The following is a 16,881-nucleotide window of genomic DNA, read 5'->3' on the forward strand; positions in this document are numbered from 1 at the left end:
TGACTCAGACCATGCGGATGCTGACTATCCGTCGGAGCGGCGGTCACGCCGCGATCGCGTCCGCATCCATGATCGTGTAGCTGTAGCCCTGCTCGGCGAGGAAGCGCTGGCGGTTCTGCGCGTAGTCCTGATCGATCGTGTCGCGGGCGACAAGCGTGTAGAAGCTGGCCGTGTGACCGGACTGCTTCGGTCGGAGAAGTCGTCCCAGCCGCTGTGCCTCCTCCTGCCGCGACCCGAAAGACCCCGAGACCTGGATCGCCACTGACGCCTCGGGGAGGTCGATCGAGAAGTTGGCGACCTTCGACACCACGAGCAGATGGATCTCGCCCTCGCGGAACTGGCGATACAGCTCCTCGCGCTCGTCGACCGGAGTGGCGCCCGTGATCTGCGGGGCGTTCAGAGCCTCGGACAGCGTGTCGAGCTGGTCGAGGTACTGGCCGATCACGAGGATCTGCTCGTCGGGATGCTTGGCGATGAGCTCGCGCACGGCCTCGATCTTCGCGGGAGCGGATGCGGCGAGCCGGTACCGCTCGTCGTCGGTCGCGGCGGCGTATTCGAGCCTGTCGCTCGGAGGCAGGTCGACACGGACCTCGTAGCAGACGGCGGGGGAGATGAAGCCCTGCGCCTCGATCTGCTTCCACGGAGCGTCGAACCGCTTGGGGCCGATCAGGCTGAACACGTCGCCCTCGCGACCGTCCTCGCGCACGAGGGTCGCGGTCAGGCCGATGCGGCGTCGCGCCTGCAGGTCTGCGGTGAGCTTGAACACCGGCGCGGGGAGCAGGTGCACCTCGTCGTACACGATGAGTCCCCAGTCGAGGGCGTCGAGCAGGGCGAGGTGAGCGTACTGGCCCTTCCGCTTGGCGGTGAGGATCTGGTACGTCGCGATCGTGACCGGCTTGACCTCCTTGGCCTGGCCGGAGTACTCGCCGATCTCCTCGGGGGTGAGGCTCGTGCGCTTGAGGAGCTCGTCGCGCCACTGGCGTGCCGACACGGTGTTCGTCACGAGGATCAGCGTGGTGGTCTTCGTGGCGGCCATGGCCCCGGCGCCGACGATGGTCTTGCCCGCGCCGCAGGGCAGCACGACCACGCCCGATCCGTCCTTCGAGAACGCGTCGACGGCATCCTGCTGGTACGGACGGATCTGCCAGGTGCCCTCATCCAGTTCGATCTCGTGCGGAGTGCCGGGCGTGTATCCGGCGAGGTCCTCGGCCGGCCAGCCGATCTTCAGCAGCTCCTGCTTGATCTGTCCGCGCGCCCAGGCATCGACCACATAGGTGTCGGGGCTCGGGTGACCGATCAGCAGCGGCTGGATGCGCTTGTTGTTCGCGACCTGGGCGAGCACGGCGGGGTCGGTGGAGCGGAGGATCAGCGTGCCCTCGGCGTCGCGCTCGATCACGAGGCGTCCGTAGCGGTTCACGGTCTCGCGAAGGTCGACGGCGACGGACGGCGGCACCGGGAAGCGCGACCACCGGTCGAGGGTCTCGAGCATGTCTTCTGCGCTGTGCCCCGCCGCCCGGGCGTTCCAGAGCCCGAGACGGGTGATCCGGTAGGTGTGGATGTGCTCGGGAGCGCGCTCGAGTTCGGCGAAGATCGCCAGCTCGTGGCGGGCGCTCTCGGCATCCGCGTGCGCGACCTCGAGGAGCACGGTGCGGTCGCTCTGGACGATCAGGGGGCCATCAGACATAGCTGTCCAGTTTACTGGGCGATCACGGTGGCGGCGCGGATGCTCGACACCGGCAGCGTACGCTCGACGTCCGCCGCCTTGTCGCGTCCGCGCAGGCGTCCACCGCCGAGTCCGGTGGCCTCGAGCAGCAGTTCGCGCGTGCTGCCGTCCGGCATCCCCACGGTCACCCGCAGCACGGCCTTCGCGCGCACGGCGGCCTCCAGTTCGCGATCGAGCCAGGCGGCGTCGGCATCCGGCCCCTGATGCGAGCGGAGCGCCGCGATCAGTGACGAGTAGTCGCTCACGTCGTCTCCCGGTGTCGTGACGGGCGGGTGCCGTTCACCGGTGAGCACGGTGCCGTCCCCGTCCACGAGGGTCGCGGGGTAGCGCGCATCCGTGAGCGCCCAGTAGACCGTGTCGCGACCCACTCGCGTGGTGAGGGAGCCGACGTGCTTCGTGAGAGCGAGGGGGCGGAGCGTCTGGTCGACCGCGATCGCATCGACGAGGTGCGGGTCGGCGCTCTCGATCCGGGTGCGGCCCGTCTCGGCATCCGTCGACACCCGTACGAGACCGTGACGCTGCGCCGTCTGCGCGATCAGGTAGCGCAGCGGCTGCGGGATGCCGGTGAGCGAGACGGTCTCGAGGAAGTCGACGAGTGACTCCTCGCTCTCCCCGGCGACGAGCGCTCGCGCGACGGACTCCGGTGTGAACCGGTACGTCGAGGCCTGCGCGGCGGATTCCCGCGCCGCGACCGTGCGCAGCCGCACGTCGAGGGCGGGGGCGAGCGGGCCGGGAGAGATCGCGCTGAGGTCGTTCTGGAGGAAGATCCGGTCGACCTCGGCGGGGAGCAGCGCCGTGAGGGAGGAGGGATCAGCATCGTGGCCGTCCCGCAGGGGGGACGCCCAGGCCGGCTCGGTCCCGTCGTCGGCGACGAGGCCGAGCAGGCGAGCCTGCTCGGTCAGTGCCGCGCTGCGCTCGGGCCACGCGGAGTCCCACGGATGGGCCTGCGCCCAGTCGGCGAGAGGGATCCACCCACCCCGGTCAGACCGGATACCGCGGGGGAGCGCATCGCGGAAGCCGCGGGCGAGCTCGCTCCACCGCTCCGACACCGAGGATCGCAGCCACTCGTCGGCGATGTCCGTGGTCTGCAGGCGTCGGTCCCCTACCGCGACGAGCCCTGCGGTCGAGGCGATCGCCAGGAGGCGGTCCACAGACTCCGTCGCGACCCCGGAGTCGGACAACTGCCGTTTCTCGCCCGCGCTGAGGCCGCCGCCCGCGAGGAGGGCGAACGGCCTGTCCTTCGCTGCGAGCAGCAGGTCGGCGATCGTGGCGACCGTGGTGAAGGCGCGCTCGGCCGCGTGCGCTGCGGCGCGGTCGTCCGCCTGTCCCTGATGGTGCGACGTCGGCGGGGCGAGGGCGGGGCGATCGGAGACCGCCGTCACGACGGGGGGCGGCAGTTCTCCGTCAAGGCGCACCAGGGCGAGCCGCTCGAGGGTGCGGCGGTCGTCGGAGTCGTCGGTGCGCTCCCCGTCCGCCATCCGTTGCAGCACCGTCGCCTCGGCGAGCGTGAGACGGGGGAGGACTCTCGCGAGCGACGCCGGTTCGAGGAGCGCCTCGGCGGCGTCGAAGAAGTCCTGCCATCCGATGTCGGGACGCACGCCGCGCTCGGAGAACAGCTCGCTCAGGTCGGCATCGCTCATCGCGGCCAGGTGTTCGGCCAGCGGTCGGGCGTGCGTGCTCATGCCTGGTGCCTCAGGGTCGCGATCCCGCGCGACCCCTCCGGACGAAGCTCATCACCAGCAGCACCACGATCATCACGAACGCCGCGGGCAGACCCCAGTACGGGATCGCGGCGATCACCGGCCACGCGCCGGAGCCGAAGTCCTCCTGCCGCATGCCGACCGCGGTGCCGATGATGATCGCGAAGAAGCAGACGATGGATGCCGCGGCGAGCCCGAGCGCGGTGAAGGCGAGGATGCGATCGACTCGACGCACCGGCACGTCGGGTTCGGGACTCTGACTGCTCATCCCGCTCAGCCTAGTCGCTGAGCGGGAACAGGGCCTCGCGCGTCGCCGTCGCATTCCGCCCGTCTCCCCGCGCGCGAACCGACGCACCGGTAGGCTGGAGGCGGCCGCATCCTGCGCGGTCGTCCAGCTCCACACCGACTCAGCGAGGTTTCTCCCATGCCCACCGGCAAGGTCAGGTTCTACGACGAAGACAAGGGTTTCGGCTTCATCGCCACCGATGACGGCCAGGACGTCTTCCTGCACGCCTCCGCGATGCCCGCCGGCACCGTCGTCAAGGCCGGCGCGCGCGTCGAGTTCGGTGTCGCCGACGGGAAGCGCGGTCTGCAGGCGCTGTCGGTTCGCGTTCTCGAGGCCCCGCCCAGCCTCGCCAAGGCCAAGCGCAAGCCCGCAGACGACATGGCGATCATCATCGAGGACCTCGTGAAGCTCCTCGACGGCATCGGCGGCGATCTGCGTCGCGGCCGTTACCCGTCGTCCGGTCACGGCCGCAAGATCGCGGCCGTCCTCCGCAAGGTTGCCGATGACCTCGAAGCCTGACCCCGACGAGCGCCTGCTCGACGCGCACGACCTCGCGCTCGCCGCGTTGCGCGAGATCACTCCTGCGTCGACGATCGGACCCGCGGCCGGCTACCTCGTCGAGGACGATGGGTCGGTCTCGTTGCGCTTCGAGAACCGGCTGGCCGGGTATCCGGGCTGGTACTGGACCGTCACCGTCGCACGCGTCGACGACGAGGAGCCGACGGTGCTCGAGACGGAGCTGCTTCCCGGCGACGGCGCTCTCCTGGCACCGGAGTGGGTGCCGTGGGCCGAGCGTCTGGCCGAGTACCGTGCCCACCAGGCCGAGCTCGCCGAGCAGGCCGCGGCTGCGGCTGCCGAGCAGAACGACGCTGACGCTGACGGGGACGCCGAGGGCGATGCTGAGGACGACGACCTCGACGATGTGGATGAGGACGAGGACGAGGACCTCGAGGACGACTCCGACGAGGATGACGACCTCGACGACGAAGAAGACGATCTCGACGACGACGATCTGACCAGCGAGCCCCGGCCCGTGCACGGCGGCGACCTCGACGGAGTCGACATCGACGAGCTGGACGACTCCGAGAAGTCCGACGACGACACCGAGGATGATGACGACGACGACAGCTCCGACGAGGACGACTCCGACGACGACGCTTTCGACGAGGACGATTCCGACGACGAGGAATGATCCTCCGCCGTCATGACGAAGGGGACCGCGCGGATCGCGCGGTCCCCTTCGTCATGCGTGGCGTGGTCAGGCGCCCTGGTGCTCGAGAACGTAGTCGAGCGCGCGAGTCAGCTGCCGCACGTCGTCCGGCTCGATCGAGACGAAGGTCGCCACGCGGAGCTGGTTCCGCCCGAGCTTGCGGTACGGCTCGGTGTCGACGATGCCGTTGGCGCGCAGCGTCTTGGCGATCGCGGCCGCATCGACCGACTCGTCGAAGTCGATCGTGACGACGACCGGCGAACGGTCGGCCTCCGCCGTGACGAAGGGCGTCGCCACCTCGGATGCCGTGGCCCAGTCGTACAGGATGCCGGACGACTCGGCGGTGCGTGCGCCGGCCCAGGACAGACCGCCGTTGTCGAGGATCCATCCGAGCTGGCTGTCGAGCAGGTGCAGTGTCGTCAGCGCCGGTGTGTTCAGCGTCTGGTTCAGGCGCGAGTTGTCGACGGCGTTCTTCAGGCTCAGGAACTCCGGGATGTAGCGGTCGGAGGCGGCGATCCGCTCGATCCGGTCGATGGCTGCCGGCGAGACCGCGGCGAACCACAGGCCGCCGTCCGAACCGAGGTTCTTCTGCGGAGCGAAGTAGTAGACGTCGGCCTGAGCGGCGTCGAAGTCGATCCCGCCTGCCGCGCTCGTGGCGTCGATGACCGTGAGAGCGCCGTCTGCGGCGACGCGGGTGATCGGGGCGGCGACGCCGGTCGAGGTCTCGTTGTGCGGCCAGGCATAGACGTCGACGCCGTCGACGATCTCGGCGACCGTGCGGGATCCGGGCTCGGCCTTTCGCACGTCGGGTGCATCGAGCCAGGGGGCACCGGCCGCGGCGGCGAACTTGCCGCCGAACTCGCCGAACACGAGGTTCTGGCTTCGTCTCTCGATGAGGCCGAACGCCGCAGCATCCCAGAACGCGGTCGATCCGCCGTTGCCGGCGATGATCTCGTACCCCTCGGGCAGCCGGAACAGCGCCGCGAGGCGCTCGCGCACGCTGCCGACGAGATTCTTCACCGGCGCCTGCCGGTGAGAGGTGCCGAGCAGCGTGGGGCCGGCGGCGAGGAGCGCGTCGAGCTGCTCGCTCCGCACCTTCGAGGGGCCGCATCCGAAGCGGCCGTCGGCGGGCAGGAGGTCACGGGGAATCTCGATCGGCATGCGTCGAGTCTAGAGCGTGGCCTCCGGTGCGACCTCCTGCGTGACGCCCCGATGTCGGTGCGGGAATGTAGGCTTGCCTAAGAAGACCCGGAGGGCCACATGACCGACCTGATCGACACCACGGAGATGTATCTCCGCACCATTCTCGAACTCGAGGAGGAGAACATCGTGCCGCTGCGCGCGCGCATCTCCGAGCGCCTCGGGCACTCGGGTCCGACGGTCTCGCAGACGGTCGGCCGCATGGAGCGCGACGGTCTCGTCGTCGTGTCGGAGGATCGCACCCTGGAGCTCACCGAATCGGGGCGCCGCAAGGCGGTCGACGTCATGCGCAAGCACCGCCTGGCCGAGCGCCTGCTCTCGGATGTGATCGGCCTCGACTGGGCGTTCGTGCACGACGAGGCCTGCCGCTGGGAGCACGTCATGAGCGAGCAGGTCGAGCGCCGCCTCGTCGAGCTCCTCGGCCACCCCACCGAGTCGCCGTACGGCAACCCGATCCCCGGGCTCGACCAGCTCGGCGATGCCCCCGCTCGGACGTTCGACGAGGGCGTGATCGGGCTCGTGCAGAAGCTCAATGCGGCCGGCGCGCCGATCGAGGGCACGGTCCGTCGTCTCGCCGAGCCGGCGCAGGTCGACCCGGAGCTGCTGGAGCAGCTCCGTGACGCGGGCGTCGTGCCCGGCGCGAAGGGCGACTACCGCTTCAACGAGGGCTACGTGCTGATCCAGATGGAGGGCAAGGACGAGGGGCTCGAGCTCCCGGTCGAGCTCGCCTCCCACATCTTCCTCGTCGGCGAGCCGGCCTGAATCACTTCTGATCGGGGATTCTTCTGCTCCCCGGCGATTGCCAGGTTGGCAGGGTGACAGGATCGTTATCTTCCGGTAACCTCGGTGAAGTCGTCGGCGAAGAAGCCCGCTGACGATACCCGAGAGGATTCGCCTTCCAGGCTCGTCGTCCTCCCGGTAGGAACGCACAAAGTACCCGAAGCTACATTCGTGCCACGAGAGCAGAGTGCCGACGAGCCAGCGCTACCCGAGCGTGCAGGCGCAGGAGGATTCCGTTTTGGTCAAAGACATCCAGTCCGCGAACACACCTGAAGATCGACCCCTCGCCCGTCGCACGACCGCACGGGTCAGCGCGCGGACCGTGGTGAAGCCGTTGCGGTCCGTCGCGATCTTCGGAGCAGTGGGCGCCCTGGTCGCCGCTGTCGCGCTCCCCGCCTACGCGGCGTCGAAGCCGGCCGAGAGCGCCGCGACCGTGCAGCAGATGGCCGCCGTCGACGCGCAGTCGCTCGTCGTCGCGTCGCAGGCCACGTCGGCTCCGCTCGACCGCGGCACGTTCACCGCGACCACCCCTGACGAGATCGAGAAGAAGAAGGCGGAGGAGGCCGCAGCGGCCCGCGCCGCCGCCGCAGCATCGACGGCCTCCGCCTCGACCGGCGGTCGCACCTTCGACATCGGCGCCTACGCACTCGTCTCGCCCGGTTCGGGTGAGGTCCGCTACCCGCTCCCGCAGGGCTCGTACAGCGTCAGCCGCACCGTCGGCGGGGCGCACAACGGCGCCGACATGCTCGCGCCGCAGGGAACCCCCATCTACGCCGCCGCCGCGGGCGTCGTGCGCCAGTCGGCCGAGAGCATCGGCGGGTACGGCGTCGCCGTCATGATCGACAGCGTCGTGGGCGGCCAGCGCGTGCAGACGACCTACGGCCACATGACGTACGGATCCCGCCAGGTCCAGGCCGGCGAGAGCGTGGCCGCGGGTCAGCTCATCGGATTCGTCGGAAGCACCGGTCGCTCGACCGCCAACCACCTGCACTTCGAGGTGTGGGTCAACGGCGGCCTTCTCGAGCCGATCGCCTGGCTCGCCGCGAACGCCGGCTGAGGCGTCACAGCTCATCGCATCACCGGACACGCCTCCGAGCGTTCACCCGGAGTTGGGCCCCACCCCCGCTTCGATGGGTTAGCCTGAACCCGTTGTCGCACAGGCGGGAGAAGCTGATGGACCGAATACCGAGCATCCGCACCATGGATGCCCTCGGTCGTCATGTCCTTCAGCATCGGCCGCAGGGACGCCACGGTGCTGCCGTGCGCAGAAGGCGCTGTCACTAGACAGCGCCTTTTTTCGTCCCTGCGAACGCTCGCGTCCGCGCGACCTCGTGTGAGTCGAGAGTGCCGGGAAGCCGTCCCGGCGGATCGAGAGGATGCTGATGCGCACACTGGTACTGAACGCGGGATACGAGCCCCTGGCCATCGTGTCGTTCAAGAGAGCACTGGTCCTGGTCATGAACGACAAGGCCACCGTGATCGAGCACGTCGAGGACGATCCCGTCTGGGGCAGTCACGGCGTCTACGATCGGCCGGCCGTCATCATCCTGTCGAGATACGTGCGGGTGCCGTCGAGTCGTCGGGTACCGGTGACCCGGCGCGGAGTGCTGCGCCGCGACAACCACCGCTGCGGCTACTGCGGAAAGCCCGCCTCGACGATCGACCACGTGCTGCCGCGTTCGCGAGGCGGGGCGGACTCGTGGGAGAACCTCGTCGCGTGCTGCCTGCGCTGCAACAACGTGAAGAGCGACCGCACCCCGCAGGAGATGCGTTGGGAGCTGCGGATCACTCCGCGTCCGCCGCACGGCACCGCCTGGACGGTGCGCGGGAGCGAGCGGAGCGATCCGCGCTGGGAGCCGTACCTCGCGCTCGCTGCGTGAGCCGGACGAGACCGTTCCCGTAGACTGGAGGTCACGCCTTCGTAGCTCAGCAGGATAGAGCAGCCCTCTCCTAAAGGGCAGGTCGCTGGTTCGAATCCAGTCGAGGGCACTCTCCGGTCGTCACGGGCGACCGCGCCGCCAGAGCTTCGAGGGCCACCAGATCACACGTCCGAGGTCGTAGGCGAGCGCCGGCACGAGCAGCGAGCGCACGACGAACGTGTCGAGCAGCACGCCGAACGCGACGATGAACGCCAGCTGCACGAGGAACAGGATCGGGATCACCGACAGTGCAGCGAACGTCGCAGCGAGCACCAGTCCGGCGGACGTGATGACGCCGCCCGTGATCGACAACCCCCGGAGCACGCCCTCGCGCGTGCCGTGCGACAGCGACTCCTCCCGCACTCTCGTCATGAGGAAGATGTTGTAGTCGATGCCGAGCGCGACCAGGAACACGAAGCCGTAGAGCGGCACGGCGGGGTCGGCGCCGGGGAAGTGGAAGAGCCCGTTGAAGACCAGCGCCGACACGCCCATGGCCGTGCCGAACGACAGCACGGTCGTGATGATGAGCAGCACCGGCGCGAGGATCGACCGCAGCAGCAGCATGAGGATCAGCATGATCACGACGAGGATCACCGGGATGATGAGATTGCGGTCGTGGATGGACGCGTCGTTCGTGTCGACCGCGGTGGCGGTGACGCCTCCGACGAGCGCGTCGAGCTCATGCAGCGACGAGCGGAGGTCGCGCACGGTGGCACCGGCGGCATCGGAGTCCGCGGCATCCGTCAGCGTCCCCTGCAGCAGCACCCTCCCGTCGACGACGATCGGCTCTGGCGCAGAGGTACCCGGCGGTCCGACCGCCGTGATCCCGTCGGCGGTCACGGGCGCCGAGCCGCTGGGTGAATCGGCGGCGGTGACGGAGACGCCGTCGATGCCGTCGTCGGCGAGCAGCACATCTGCGGCGTCCTGGAGACGATCCTCGTCCACCACGACGTAGACCGGGCTTCCGGAGCCGCCGGGGAAGTGCTCGCCGAGCGCGACCTGACCGTCGCGCGCCTCCGAGGCTCCGAGCACGAGATCGGACTGCGGAACGCCCGAGGCGTTCAGTTGGAGGACGCCGGAAGCTCCGGCCAGCAGAACGACCGTCGTGACCATCCAGATCATCCGCGGTCGCTGGGTGATGAGTCCTGCGAGACGCGCCCACAGGCCGGTCGTGCGCATGCCGTGCTCCTCCGCGACGACCTCCGGCTCGTACCGCGGACGACGCGGCCAGAACACCGCGCGCCCGAACAGCAGCAGAAGCGCCGGGAGGAGCGTCAGGGCCGCGAGCATCGCGAACACGATGCCGATCGCTGCCACGGGGCCGAGGGTGCTGTTCGACTTGAGGTCGCTGAGCAGCAGGCAGAGCAGCCCGGCGATCACCGTGCCGCCCGAGGCGACGATCGGCTCCACGGAGCCCTTCCAGGCGGCGAGGAGAGCCGTGCCCTTGTCCTGCGCCACGCGGAGCTCCTCCCGGAACCGCGCGACGAAGAGGAGGGCGTAGTCGGTGGCCGCGCCGATCACCAGGATGAACAGGATGCCCTGGGTCTGCCCGCTGAGCAGCAGCACCTCGAACTTCGCGAGCCACCAGACGACCAGCAGAGCGACGCAGAGGGCGAACAGGCTCGTCGACAGGACCACGATCGGCAGCAGCAGCGAGCGGTACACGAGCACGAGGATCACGAGCACCGCGAGGAGTGCGACGCCGAGCAGCAGTCCGTCGATGCCGGCGAAGCCCGCGACGAGGTCGGCGCTGAAGCCGGCGGGGCCGGTGATGTAGACGGTCACGCCGTCCGGGGCGGCGGCGCGCAGCTCATCGCCGAGGGCCGACACGGTGTCGGCGAGCTCGGCCTCTCCGTCGATCGGGATGAACGCCTGCACGGCCATGCCGTCGTCCGAGGGGAGGGCAGGCGACACGTCGTCGCCGACGCCCTCGACGGACGGCGCATCGGCCACGGCATCCGAGATCGTGTCGAGCTGAGACGCGGACAACTCGCCGTCGGCGACGAACACGGCGATGGCAGGGATGGCGTCGCTGTCGTTGAACTCGCCGAGCAGCTGCTGCACCCGGGTCGCGTCAGAGGACTCGGGCAGGTAGCTCGTCTGGTCGTTCGAGGACACCTCGTCGACCTTGCCGAACAGGGGGCCGCCGAGTCCTGCACCCACGAGCCAGACGAGGATCAGGGCGACGGGGATCATCACGCGCACCCAGGAGTGGCGCCTCGTCCGCTCGCGCGTCTCTCGCGGCGGGGCTTTCCGTTCCGCCGCGCTCGGGGCCGGGGGGTGCTCAGGATCGGACATCGGTTTCCCTTCGGGAGGAACTCGGTGGGCGTGAGGGTGCGGGTCAGGAGACCCAGGCGAGGATGAGGATCATCGTCGCCAGGAAGCCCGCGATGTAATTGAGGGCGATGAAGCGGCGCCACGCGCGATTCGTCCCGGCGGAGGTCTCGTCGGTGACCGACCACCAGGGAGCCGCGTTCACGATGTAGGGCACCGCGAGGACCGCGGCGAGCGGACCGGGCCAGGCGGTGAACAGCATCGCGATCCCGGCGAGCGCCCAGAGGAGGATCGCGAGGCGGACCGTCGCTCGCGCGCCGATGACCGTCGCGATCGAACCGATGCCCGCCTCGCGGTCCGGAGCGATGTCCTGCACCGCGCCGAAGGCATGCGCTGCCATGCCCCACAGGAAGAACCCGACGAGCACGACCACCAGCGTCGGCGTCACGGATGCCTCGGCGAGAGCGAGTCCGACGATCGCCGGGGTCACGAAGTGCAGGCTCGACGTCGTCGAGTCGAGGAACGGACGCTCCTTGAACCGCAGACCGGGTGCGGAGTAGGCGATCACGGCGAAGACGCTCACGACGAGCCAGATCCAAGATGCCGGGTTGCCGACCGCGAAGAGGTAGACGAGGAAGGGCAGGTTGGTGACCGCGGCAGACCACAGCGTCGCCCGGTGGATGCGAGGGGAGAGCAGCGCTCCCTCGATGCCGCCCTTGCGCGGGTTCGCGAGGTCGGACGCGAAGTCGAACACGTCGTTGATGCCGTACATCGCGAGGTTGTACGGCACGAGGAAGTACAGCGTGCCGAGCACCAGCGTGAGGTCGATCTCACGGGTGGTCAGCAGGTAGGCGGCTGCGAAGGGGAACGCCGTGTTGATCCAGCTGACGGGCCTGGACGAGAGCACGATCTGGCGGACGTCGCTCCCGAGCGTCGTGGCGGTCATGCGTCACCCTCCCTGCTGCCCTCGGCGCGGCCGCTGTGCCGGCGAGCCCGCAGGAAGGCCCAGAGAGCCGGCAGCAGCAGCGCGCCCGCCACCGGGTAGGCGAAGTCCTCGAGCGGGGCGAGTCCGATGTGCACCCCGAGCAGGTGATCGGGGGAGTAGTGAAAGAGCCCGCTCGCGATCATGATGCTGTCGAACACCGCGGTGAGCACGATCAGAGCCGCGGCGGCGATCGCCACGGCGGCGGCACGCGGACGCCGCGCGCGAGGTGTCAGAATGGCGAGGGTCACGGCGGCGATCGCGGCCGCACCGACGAACCAGGCCGCGAGCTGCAGGTAGGTCATGACGCCCGCTCCGCCCTGGTGCGTCGGCGGAGCACGCCGAGGACGCGAACGGCGCCCGTGTAGAGGATCATCGTGCAGACGACGAGGAAGACCAGGAAGACGGGCTCCTCGAGCGGCAGCTCGGGGGCGAGCACGATGCCGGTGGCGATCGCACCCTCGCCGCGGAAGAAGATGCCCCCGGCGATGCCCGCGACGTCCCAGACGAGGAAGAACACGAGGCCGACGACCGTGACGACGGATGCCGAGAGCGCGTCCCTCCAGAAGAACAGCCGGAACCGCCAGTCGAGCAGGAGCATGCAGCCGAGCGACACGAGCAGGCTCGCGAGGTAGACGACGCCCATCACACGGCGTCCTCGACGGGCGCGGCGGACGGCAGCGGAAGCGGCCCGCCGGAGTGGTCGCCGCGGATGCGCTTCAGGACGATCTCTGCGCTGATGAGGCACATGGGCACGCCGACGCCCGGTGCCGTCGTGCCGCCCGCGTAGTACAGGCCCGAGACCTTGCGCGAGACGTTCTGGGCGCGGAACATCGCGCTCTGCGAGAGGATGTGCGCAGGGCCGAGCATTCCTCCGCGCCACGAGTTGTAGTCGTCGCGGAAGTCCGCGGGCCCCTTCGTCTCGCGCACGATGATGCGGTCGCGCAGGTCGGGGATGCCGGCCCACGTCAAGATGAGGTCGATCGCCTCGTCGGCGGCACGTTCGATCGCCGGCGAGCCCGATCCGTCGGAACCACCGCCGCCGAGGTCGACGTCGGCGGGGATGGGGATGAGCACGAACAGGTTCTCGTGGCCCTCCGGGGCGACGCTGTCATCGGTCGCGCTCGGCCGGCACACGTAGGTCGACGCGGGGGAGGGGATCGCCGGGCTGTCGCCGAAGATCGCGTCGAAGTTGGCGTCCCAGTCGTCGGTGAAGAACAGCGAATGGTGCGGGAGCTGCGGGAGCTCGCCGCGGACGCCCAGCATCACGAGCACCGCTCCGGGGCCGCTCGTGCGACGCTGCCACCAGCTCTCCGGATACGTCCGGAGCTCGGGCGGAAGCAGGGCGGTCTCGGTGTGGTGGAGGTCGGCGGCCGAGACCACAATGTCGGCCTCGGCGACGTGGGCGATGCCGTCGGCATCCTGCCATTCGACGCCCGTGGCCGCGACGGTGCCGGAGCGTCGTTCTGTGCGGATCGCCGTCACATCGGCATCCCTGACGACCGTCACTCCGGCCTGCTCGGCCAGGTCGGCGATGCGCTCGACGACTCGCCAGAACCCGCCCTGCGGATAGCTCACGCCCTCGTCGAGGTCGAGTGCGCTCATCAGGTGGTACATCGCCGGCGCGCTGCGCGGGTCCGTGCCGAGGAAGACGGCGGGGTATCCGAGCAGCTGACGCAGGACCGGATCCTGGAAGCGCCGGGCGGCGAAGGACTCCAGGCGTGTCCCGAGCAGGGTCGCGAGACGCGGGGCTGCGCCCAACACCTCCTTCGTCGCGAGGGTGCTCCACTTCGTGAACGGGTTGTACAGGAAGTACCGCTCGGCCATGTCACGGGCGTGGTGCGCGGAATCGAGATACTCGTCCAGACGAGCAGCGGAACCCGGCTCGCGCGCCTCGAACAGCTTCGCGACCTCTGCGCGGCCGCTGGGCACCGTGATCGGCGCGGAGGGGCCGTCGGAGCCCGGCTCCTGGAACACCCGGTAGCCGGGGTCGAGCAGGGTGAGGTCTAGCTGCTCCTCGGTCGAAGACCCCATCATCGCGAAGAAGTGGTCGAACACCTCGGGCATCAGATACCACGAGGGACCGGAGTCGAAGCGGAAGCCGTCGCGCTCGATCGTGCCGGCCCGGCCGCCGATCCGCGAATTCTTCTCATAGACGGTCACCTGGTGTCCGTCGCGGGCGAGAAGGCCCGCTGCCGCGAGGCCGGCCACTCCTCCGCCGATGACGGCGACGCGGCTCATCGGTCACGCTCCAGAGCCGTGACGGCGACGGCCCGCGCGGCGAGCAGAGCCTTGACCGGGTCTGGCACGCGGACACGACGCTCGTACAGCTGCGCGGCCGGAGTCCTGGCCACTCGCCGCATGAGCGCCTCGAAGAGCGCGAGCGCACTGCGCACCGCAGCGCGGGCGTCCTTCGGGAGCAGGGGGATCGATCGACGGGCGTCGTCGAGCTGAACGGTCACGGTGCGTACCCATTCGTCGCGGTCGGAATCGGTGAGGCGCCCCGAGTCGCCGAGGTACCCGCGCTGCAGGCGATCGGTGTCGTCGGCGAGGTCGCGGAGGAAGTTCGCGTTCTGGAAGGCGGCGCCGAGCTGCCTGGCGCCATGGGTGAGCACAGCGAGCTCCGCCTCGGTGCGCGACTCCTCGCGGAGGAAGACCCGCAGGCACATCAGCCCCACGACCTCGGCCGATCCGTAGACGTAGCGCTCGTGGGCGTCGGCGTCGTAGGCGGTGAAGTCGGCAGCGCTCGCGATGTCGGCGGCCATGGAGTCGAAGAACGGCTGCGTCAGATCTTCCCCGATCCCGCATTCGCGCGCGGTCCTGGCGAACGCGTGCAGGATCAGGTCGGTGCTGTAGCCGACGGCCATCGAGCGATGCGTCGCCGCCACATAGGACGCGAGCGCCTCGGTCTGCGCCGAGGTGTCCAGACCCGCCTGAGCGGCGACGCCGTCGACGATCTCGTCGGCGATCCGCACCATGGCGTAGATGTTCCGCACGTGCTGACGATGACGAGCGCCGAGCAGCTTCGTCGCGAGTCCGAAGGACGTGGAGTACGTGCGGATGACCTCGGTGGATGCCGTGTCGGCGGCGCGGCTGAAGCGGCCGAGGCTCTCGTCGCCCTGCCCGCTCGGGATCGCGGTCATGCGCGGCGACCCTCGAGGCGGGAGACCGTCGAGAGGATCGTGTGTGCGGCATCCGCTCCGATCTCACCGGTCAGCTGCGCGTCGGCGAGCAAGGTGTGCACGGCGTCGAGCTGATCGCCGACGAGATCGGCGACGAAGGCTTCGGCCCCGCAGGCGCGCAGCTGGTCGCGGAGGCCCTCGGCATCCCTCATGCTCAGCTCCGCCGAGCCGAAGCGGGGAGCGATGTCGTCCCACGCGCCCGTCGAGCGTGCGTACGCGATGATCGCGGTCTCCTTGCCCTCCCGCAGGTCGGAGAACGCATCCTTCCCGTGCGCGCGATGGTCGCCGAACACGCAGAGCAGGTCGTCCTGCAGCTGGTAGGCGAGCCCGATGTGCCGCCCCACGCTCGTCAGCGTCCGCTCGGCCGAGGCGGAGGAGCCCGAGAGCAGCGCGGCCGCGCGAAGCGGGAGCGAGAACGAGTAGGTCGCGGTCTTGTACACGCTCATGCTGAGGATCGTGGTGAGGTCCGGTGCGACGATGCCGTGGCTGAGCGCGACGTCGGTGTGCTCGCCCGCGACCGTCTCGACGATGGTCTCCTCGACGAGATCGAGCAGGCGTGACCGCACGTCTGCGGGGACATCGGCGCGGGCGAATCCCATGACGGCGGCCGTGAGGAGCAGATCTCCCATGAGGATGGCGCTCGAGCGCGCCCAGTGCAGCGCGCCTTCCTCGGTGGCGGCCGGCGTGCTCGCCGCGAGGGCGCCGATCAGATTCGGCCGCTTGCGGCGTGTGAGGTCGCCGTCGATGACGTCGTCGTGCAGGAGGAACGCATAGTGCAGCAGTTCGATGTGCGCCGCGACCTCGACCGCCGCCGGAGCCAGAGTCGATGAGTCTCCGACCGTGAGGGCGCGGTGGATGTCGAGCAGCAACCGCGGGCGGACGAGCTTGCCGCCCAGCGAGTGGTCGGCTGCGGCGCGCCACAGCGCAGCGAACTCCGATCCGTATGCCTCGGCGGCGGCGCTGTGGTGGACGAACCGCTGACGCAGGGCTTCCTCGATCCGAGTGCCCATGTCTTCGTGGATCGCCGCGGATGTCATCGTCATACCGCCCCTCGCTCGCGCATGAGCGGAAGCTGCTCCACGAGCCACGGGCTGAAGGCGAAAGGGGCCGCCGCCACGGCGGTCGCGAACTCCGCCGCGTCGACCCACGCCCACTCCGACACCTCGTCGGGGTCGGGGGACAGCGCGCCGTCGGCGACCGCGATGTGCACGGGGCAGATCTCGTTCTCGACGATGCCGCTCGCATCGACCGCGCGGTAGCGGTACTCGGGAACGACGACGGCGACGTCGGTGATGCGGAGGCCGAGTTCCTGCTGCGCTCGCCGCGTGACGGCGTCCTGCATCGTCTCGTCGGGGCGGGGATGGCCGCAGAAGCTGTTGGTCCAGACGCCGGGCCAGGTGCGCTTCGACAGCGCGCGACGGGTGACGAGCAGGCGCCCGTCGCCGTCGATCACGTAGCACGAGAACGCGAGATGGAGCGGGGTGTCGGTCGTGTGCACGACGTCTTTGGCCAGCACTCCGATCGCGACGCCATCGGGGGAGAGGAGGGTGACCTCGTCCATCTGGGAAACCTCCTCGATTTCGCTAGCTTAGCTAATAATCAACATAACATGATTCCAATGTTGT

The 16,881-nt window shown here is 69.6% G+C and carries 17 protein-coding genes and 1 tRNA gene; 6 read left to right on the plus strand and 12 right to left on the minus strand.

Annotated elements, in window-relative coordinates:
- Positions 1-43: 43 nt before the first annotated feature.
- From RAC81_RS10520 to RAC81_RS10530, 3 genes are read right to left on the minus strand one after another with little or no spacing between them, the layout of a single operon-like run.
- On the minus strand, positions 44-1,684 hold the full coding sequence (locus tag RAC81_RS10520; RefSeq protein WP_375082296.1) for a DNA repair helicase XPB: 1,641 nt from the start codon (positions 1,682-1,684) through the stop codon (positions 44-46).
- Positions 1,685-1,695: 11 nt separating this feature from the next.
- On the minus strand, positions 1,696-3,405 hold the full coding sequence (locus RAC81_RS10525) for a helicase-associated domain-containing protein (RefSeq protein ID WP_375082297.1): 1,710 nt from the start codon (positions 3,403-3,405) through the stop codon (positions 1,696-1,698).
- Between the two features lie 10 nt (positions 3,406-3,415).
- Positions 3,416-3,691, minus strand: a complete 276-nt coding sequence (locus RAC81_RS10530) for a multidrug ABC transporter ATPase (protein WP_375082298.1) — start codon at positions 3,689-3,691, stop codon at positions 3,416-3,418.
- 156 nt (positions 3,692-3,847) lie between these two features.
- Between RAC81_RS10530 and RAC81_RS10535 the strand changes: the two genes are divergently transcribed.
- A complete protein-coding gene (locus RAC81_RS10535) occupies positions 3,848-4,228 on the plus strand; it encodes a cold-shock protein (RefSeq protein WP_251587140.1) in 381 nt (126 codons plus the stop codon).
- Entirely contained in the window at positions 4,212-4,901 is a 690-nt protein-coding gene (locus RAC81_RS10540) for a DUF3027 domain-containing protein (protein WP_375082299.1), read from the plus strand. Before RAC81_RS10535 ends, RAC81_RS10540 begins: the two co-directional genes overlap by 17 nt.
- A gap of 66 nt (positions 4,902-4,967) precedes the next feature.
- Here the strand turns inward: RAC81_RS10540 and serC are convergent, their stop codons facing one another.
- Positions 4,968-6,080: a phosphoserine transaminase gene (serC, locus tag RAC81_RS10545; RefSeq protein WP_375082300.1), complete on the minus strand. Its 1,113-nt coding sequence runs from the start codon at positions 6,078-6,080 to the stop codon at positions 4,968-4,970.
- 99 nt (positions 6,081-6,179) lie between these two features.
- Here serC and RAC81_RS10550 point away from each other — a divergent pair, with 99 nt between their 5' ends.
- From RAC81_RS10550 to RAC81_RS10565, 4 genes are all read left to right on the plus strand, one after another.
- Positions 6,180-6,881 carry a metal-dependent transcriptional regulator gene (locus RAC81_RS10550; protein WP_251587146.1) on the plus strand — a complete coding sequence of 234 codons (702 nt, stop codon included), beginning with the start codon at positions 6,180-6,182 and terminating at the stop codon, positions 6,879-6,881.
- Positions 6,882-7,086: 205 nt separating this feature from the next.
- On the plus strand, positions 7,087-7,956 hold the full coding sequence (locus tag RAC81_RS10555) for a M23 family metallopeptidase (RefSeq protein ID WP_251587148.1): 870 nt from the start codon (positions 7,087-7,089) through the stop codon (positions 7,954-7,956).
- A gap of 325 nt (positions 7,957-8,281) precedes the next feature.
- Positions 8,282-8,779: an HNH endonuclease gene (locus RAC81_RS10560; RefSeq protein ID WP_375082301.1), complete on the plus strand. Its 498-nt coding sequence runs from the start codon at positions 8,282-8,284 to the stop codon at positions 8,777-8,779.
- 35 nt (positions 8,780-8,814) lie between these two features.
- A tRNA-Arg gene (locus tag RAC81_RS10565) sits at positions 8,815-8,888 on the plus strand.
- 11 nt (positions 8,889-8,899) lie between these two features.
- Here the strand turns inward: RAC81_RS10565 and RAC81_RS10570 are convergent.
- From RAC81_RS10570 to idi, 8 genes are all read right to left on the minus strand, one after another.
- On the minus strand, positions 8,900-11,014 hold the full coding sequence (locus RAC81_RS10570; protein WP_375082302.1) for an MMPL family transporter: 2,115 nt from the start codon (positions 11,012-11,014) through the stop codon (positions 8,900-8,902).
- Positions 11,015-11,159: 145 nt separating this feature from the next.
- Positions 11,160-12,038 (minus strand): prenyltransferase, encoded by an 879-nt coding sequence (locus RAC81_RS10575; protein ID WP_375082303.1) that lies wholly within the window; start codon positions 12,036-12,038, stop codon positions 11,160-11,162.
- The gene (locus RAC81_RS10580; RefSeq protein ID WP_375082304.1) at positions 12,035-12,379 is read right to left on the minus strand and encodes a lycopene cyclase domain-containing protein; all 345 of its coding nucleotides are present in this window, start codon (positions 12,377-12,379) and stop codon (positions 12,035-12,037) included. The genes RAC81_RS10575 and RAC81_RS10580 overlap by 4 nt, the downstream gene beginning before the upstream one ends.
- Entirely contained in the window at positions 12,376-12,720 is a 345-nt protein-coding gene (locus tag RAC81_RS10585) for a lycopene cyclase domain-containing protein (RefSeq protein WP_375082305.1), read from the minus strand. The genes RAC81_RS10580 and RAC81_RS10585 overlap by 4 nt, the downstream gene beginning before the upstream one ends.
- Positions 12,720-14,315 (minus strand): phytoene desaturase family protein, encoded by a 1,596-nt coding sequence (gene crtI / locus RAC81_RS10590; protein WP_375082306.1) that lies wholly within the window; start codon positions 14,313-14,315, stop codon positions 12,720-12,722. The genes RAC81_RS10585 and crtI overlap by 1 nt, the downstream gene beginning before the upstream one ends.
- Positions 14,312-15,217, minus strand: a complete 906-nt coding sequence (locus tag RAC81_RS10595; protein WP_375082307.1) for a phytoene/squalene synthase family protein — start codon at positions 15,215-15,217, stop codon at positions 14,312-14,314. Before RAC81_RS10595 ends, crtI begins: the two co-directional genes overlap by 4 nt.
- Positions 15,214-16,299, minus strand: a complete 1,086-nt coding sequence (locus RAC81_RS10600; protein WP_375082308.1) for a polyprenyl synthetase family protein — start codon at positions 16,297-16,299, stop codon at positions 15,214-15,216. Before RAC81_RS10600 ends, RAC81_RS10595 begins: the two co-directional genes overlap by 4 nt.
- Positions 16,296-16,817, minus strand: coding sequence for an isopentenyl-diphosphate Delta-isomerase (idi, locus tag RAC81_RS10605; RefSeq protein ID WP_375082309.1), 522 nt, complete (start codon positions 16,815-16,817; stop codon positions 16,296-16,298). Before idi ends, RAC81_RS10600 begins: the two co-directional genes overlap by 4 nt.
- Between the last annotated feature and the right edge of the window lie 64 nt (positions 16,818-16,881).

The sequence above is a fragment of the Microbacterium sp. CR_7 genome, from assembly GCF_041954755.1.
GTDB lineage: Bacteria > Actinomycetota > Actinomycetes > Actinomycetales > Microbacteriaceae > Microbacterium.

Bases quoted from the DNA above. Each gene is read 5' to 3' on its own strand.
- RAC81_RS10540 (WP_375082299.1), top strand. From the start codon at position 4,212: ATGACCTCGAAGCCTGACCCCGACGAGCGCCTGCTCGACGCGCACGAC.
- RAC81_RS10520 (WP_375082296.1), bottom strand. From the start codon at position 1,684: ATGTCTGATGGCCCCCTGATCGTCCAGAGCGACCGCACCGTGCTCCTC.
- RAC81_RS10580 (WP_375082304.1), bottom strand. From the start codon at position 12,379: ATGACCTACCTGCAGCTCGCGGCCTGGTTCGTCGGTGCGGCCGCGATC.
- RAC81_RS10575 (WP_375082303.1), bottom strand. From the start codon at position 12,038: ATGACCGCCACGACGCTCGGGAGCGACGTCCGCCAGATCGTGCTCTCG.
- crtI (WP_375082306.1), bottom strand. From the start codon at position 14,315: ATGAGCCGCGTCGCCGTCATCGGCGGAGGAGTGGCCGGCCTCGCGGCA.
- RAC81_RS10560 (WP_375082301.1), top strand. From the start codon at position 8,282: ATGCGCACACTGGTACTGAACGCGGGATACGAGCCCCTGGCCATCGTG.
- serC (WP_375082300.1), bottom strand. From the start codon at position 6,080: ATGCCGATCGAGATTCCCCGTGACCTCCTGCCCGCCGACGGCCGCTTC.
- idi (WP_375082309.1), bottom strand. From the start codon at position 16,817: ATGGACGAGGTCACCCTCCTCTCCCCCGATGGCGTCGCGATCGGAGTG.
- RAC81_RS10595 (WP_375082307.1), bottom strand. From the start codon at position 15,217: ATGACCGCGATCCCGAGCGGGCAGGGCGACGAGAGCCTCGGCCGCTTC.
- RAC81_RS10535 (WP_251587140.1), top strand. From the start codon at position 3,848: ATGCCCACCGGCAAGGTCAGGTTCTACGACGAAGACAAGGGTTTCGGC.
- RAC81_RS10525 (WP_375082297.1), bottom strand. From the start codon at position 3,405: ATGAGCACGCACGCCCGACCGCTGGCCGAACACCTGGCCGCGATGAGC.
- RAC81_RS10600 (WP_375082308.1), bottom strand. From the start codon at position 16,299: ATGACGATGACATCCGCGGCGATCCACGAAGACATGGGCACTCGGATC.
- RAC81_RS10570 (WP_375082302.1), bottom strand. From the start codon at position 11,014: ATGATCCCCGTCGCCCTGATCCTCGTCTGGCTCGTGGGTGCAGGACTC.
- RAC81_RS10550 (WP_251587146.1), top strand. From the start codon at position 6,180: ATGACCGACCTGATCGACACCACGGAGATGTATCTCCGCACCATTCTC.
- RAC81_RS10530 (WP_375082298.1), bottom strand. From the start codon at position 3,691: ATGAGCAGTCAGAGTCCCGAACCCGACGTGCCGGTGCGTCGAGTCGAT.
- RAC81_RS10585 (WP_375082305.1), bottom strand. From the start codon at position 12,720: ATGGGCGTCGTCTACCTCGCGAGCCTGCTCGTGTCGCTCGGCTGCATG.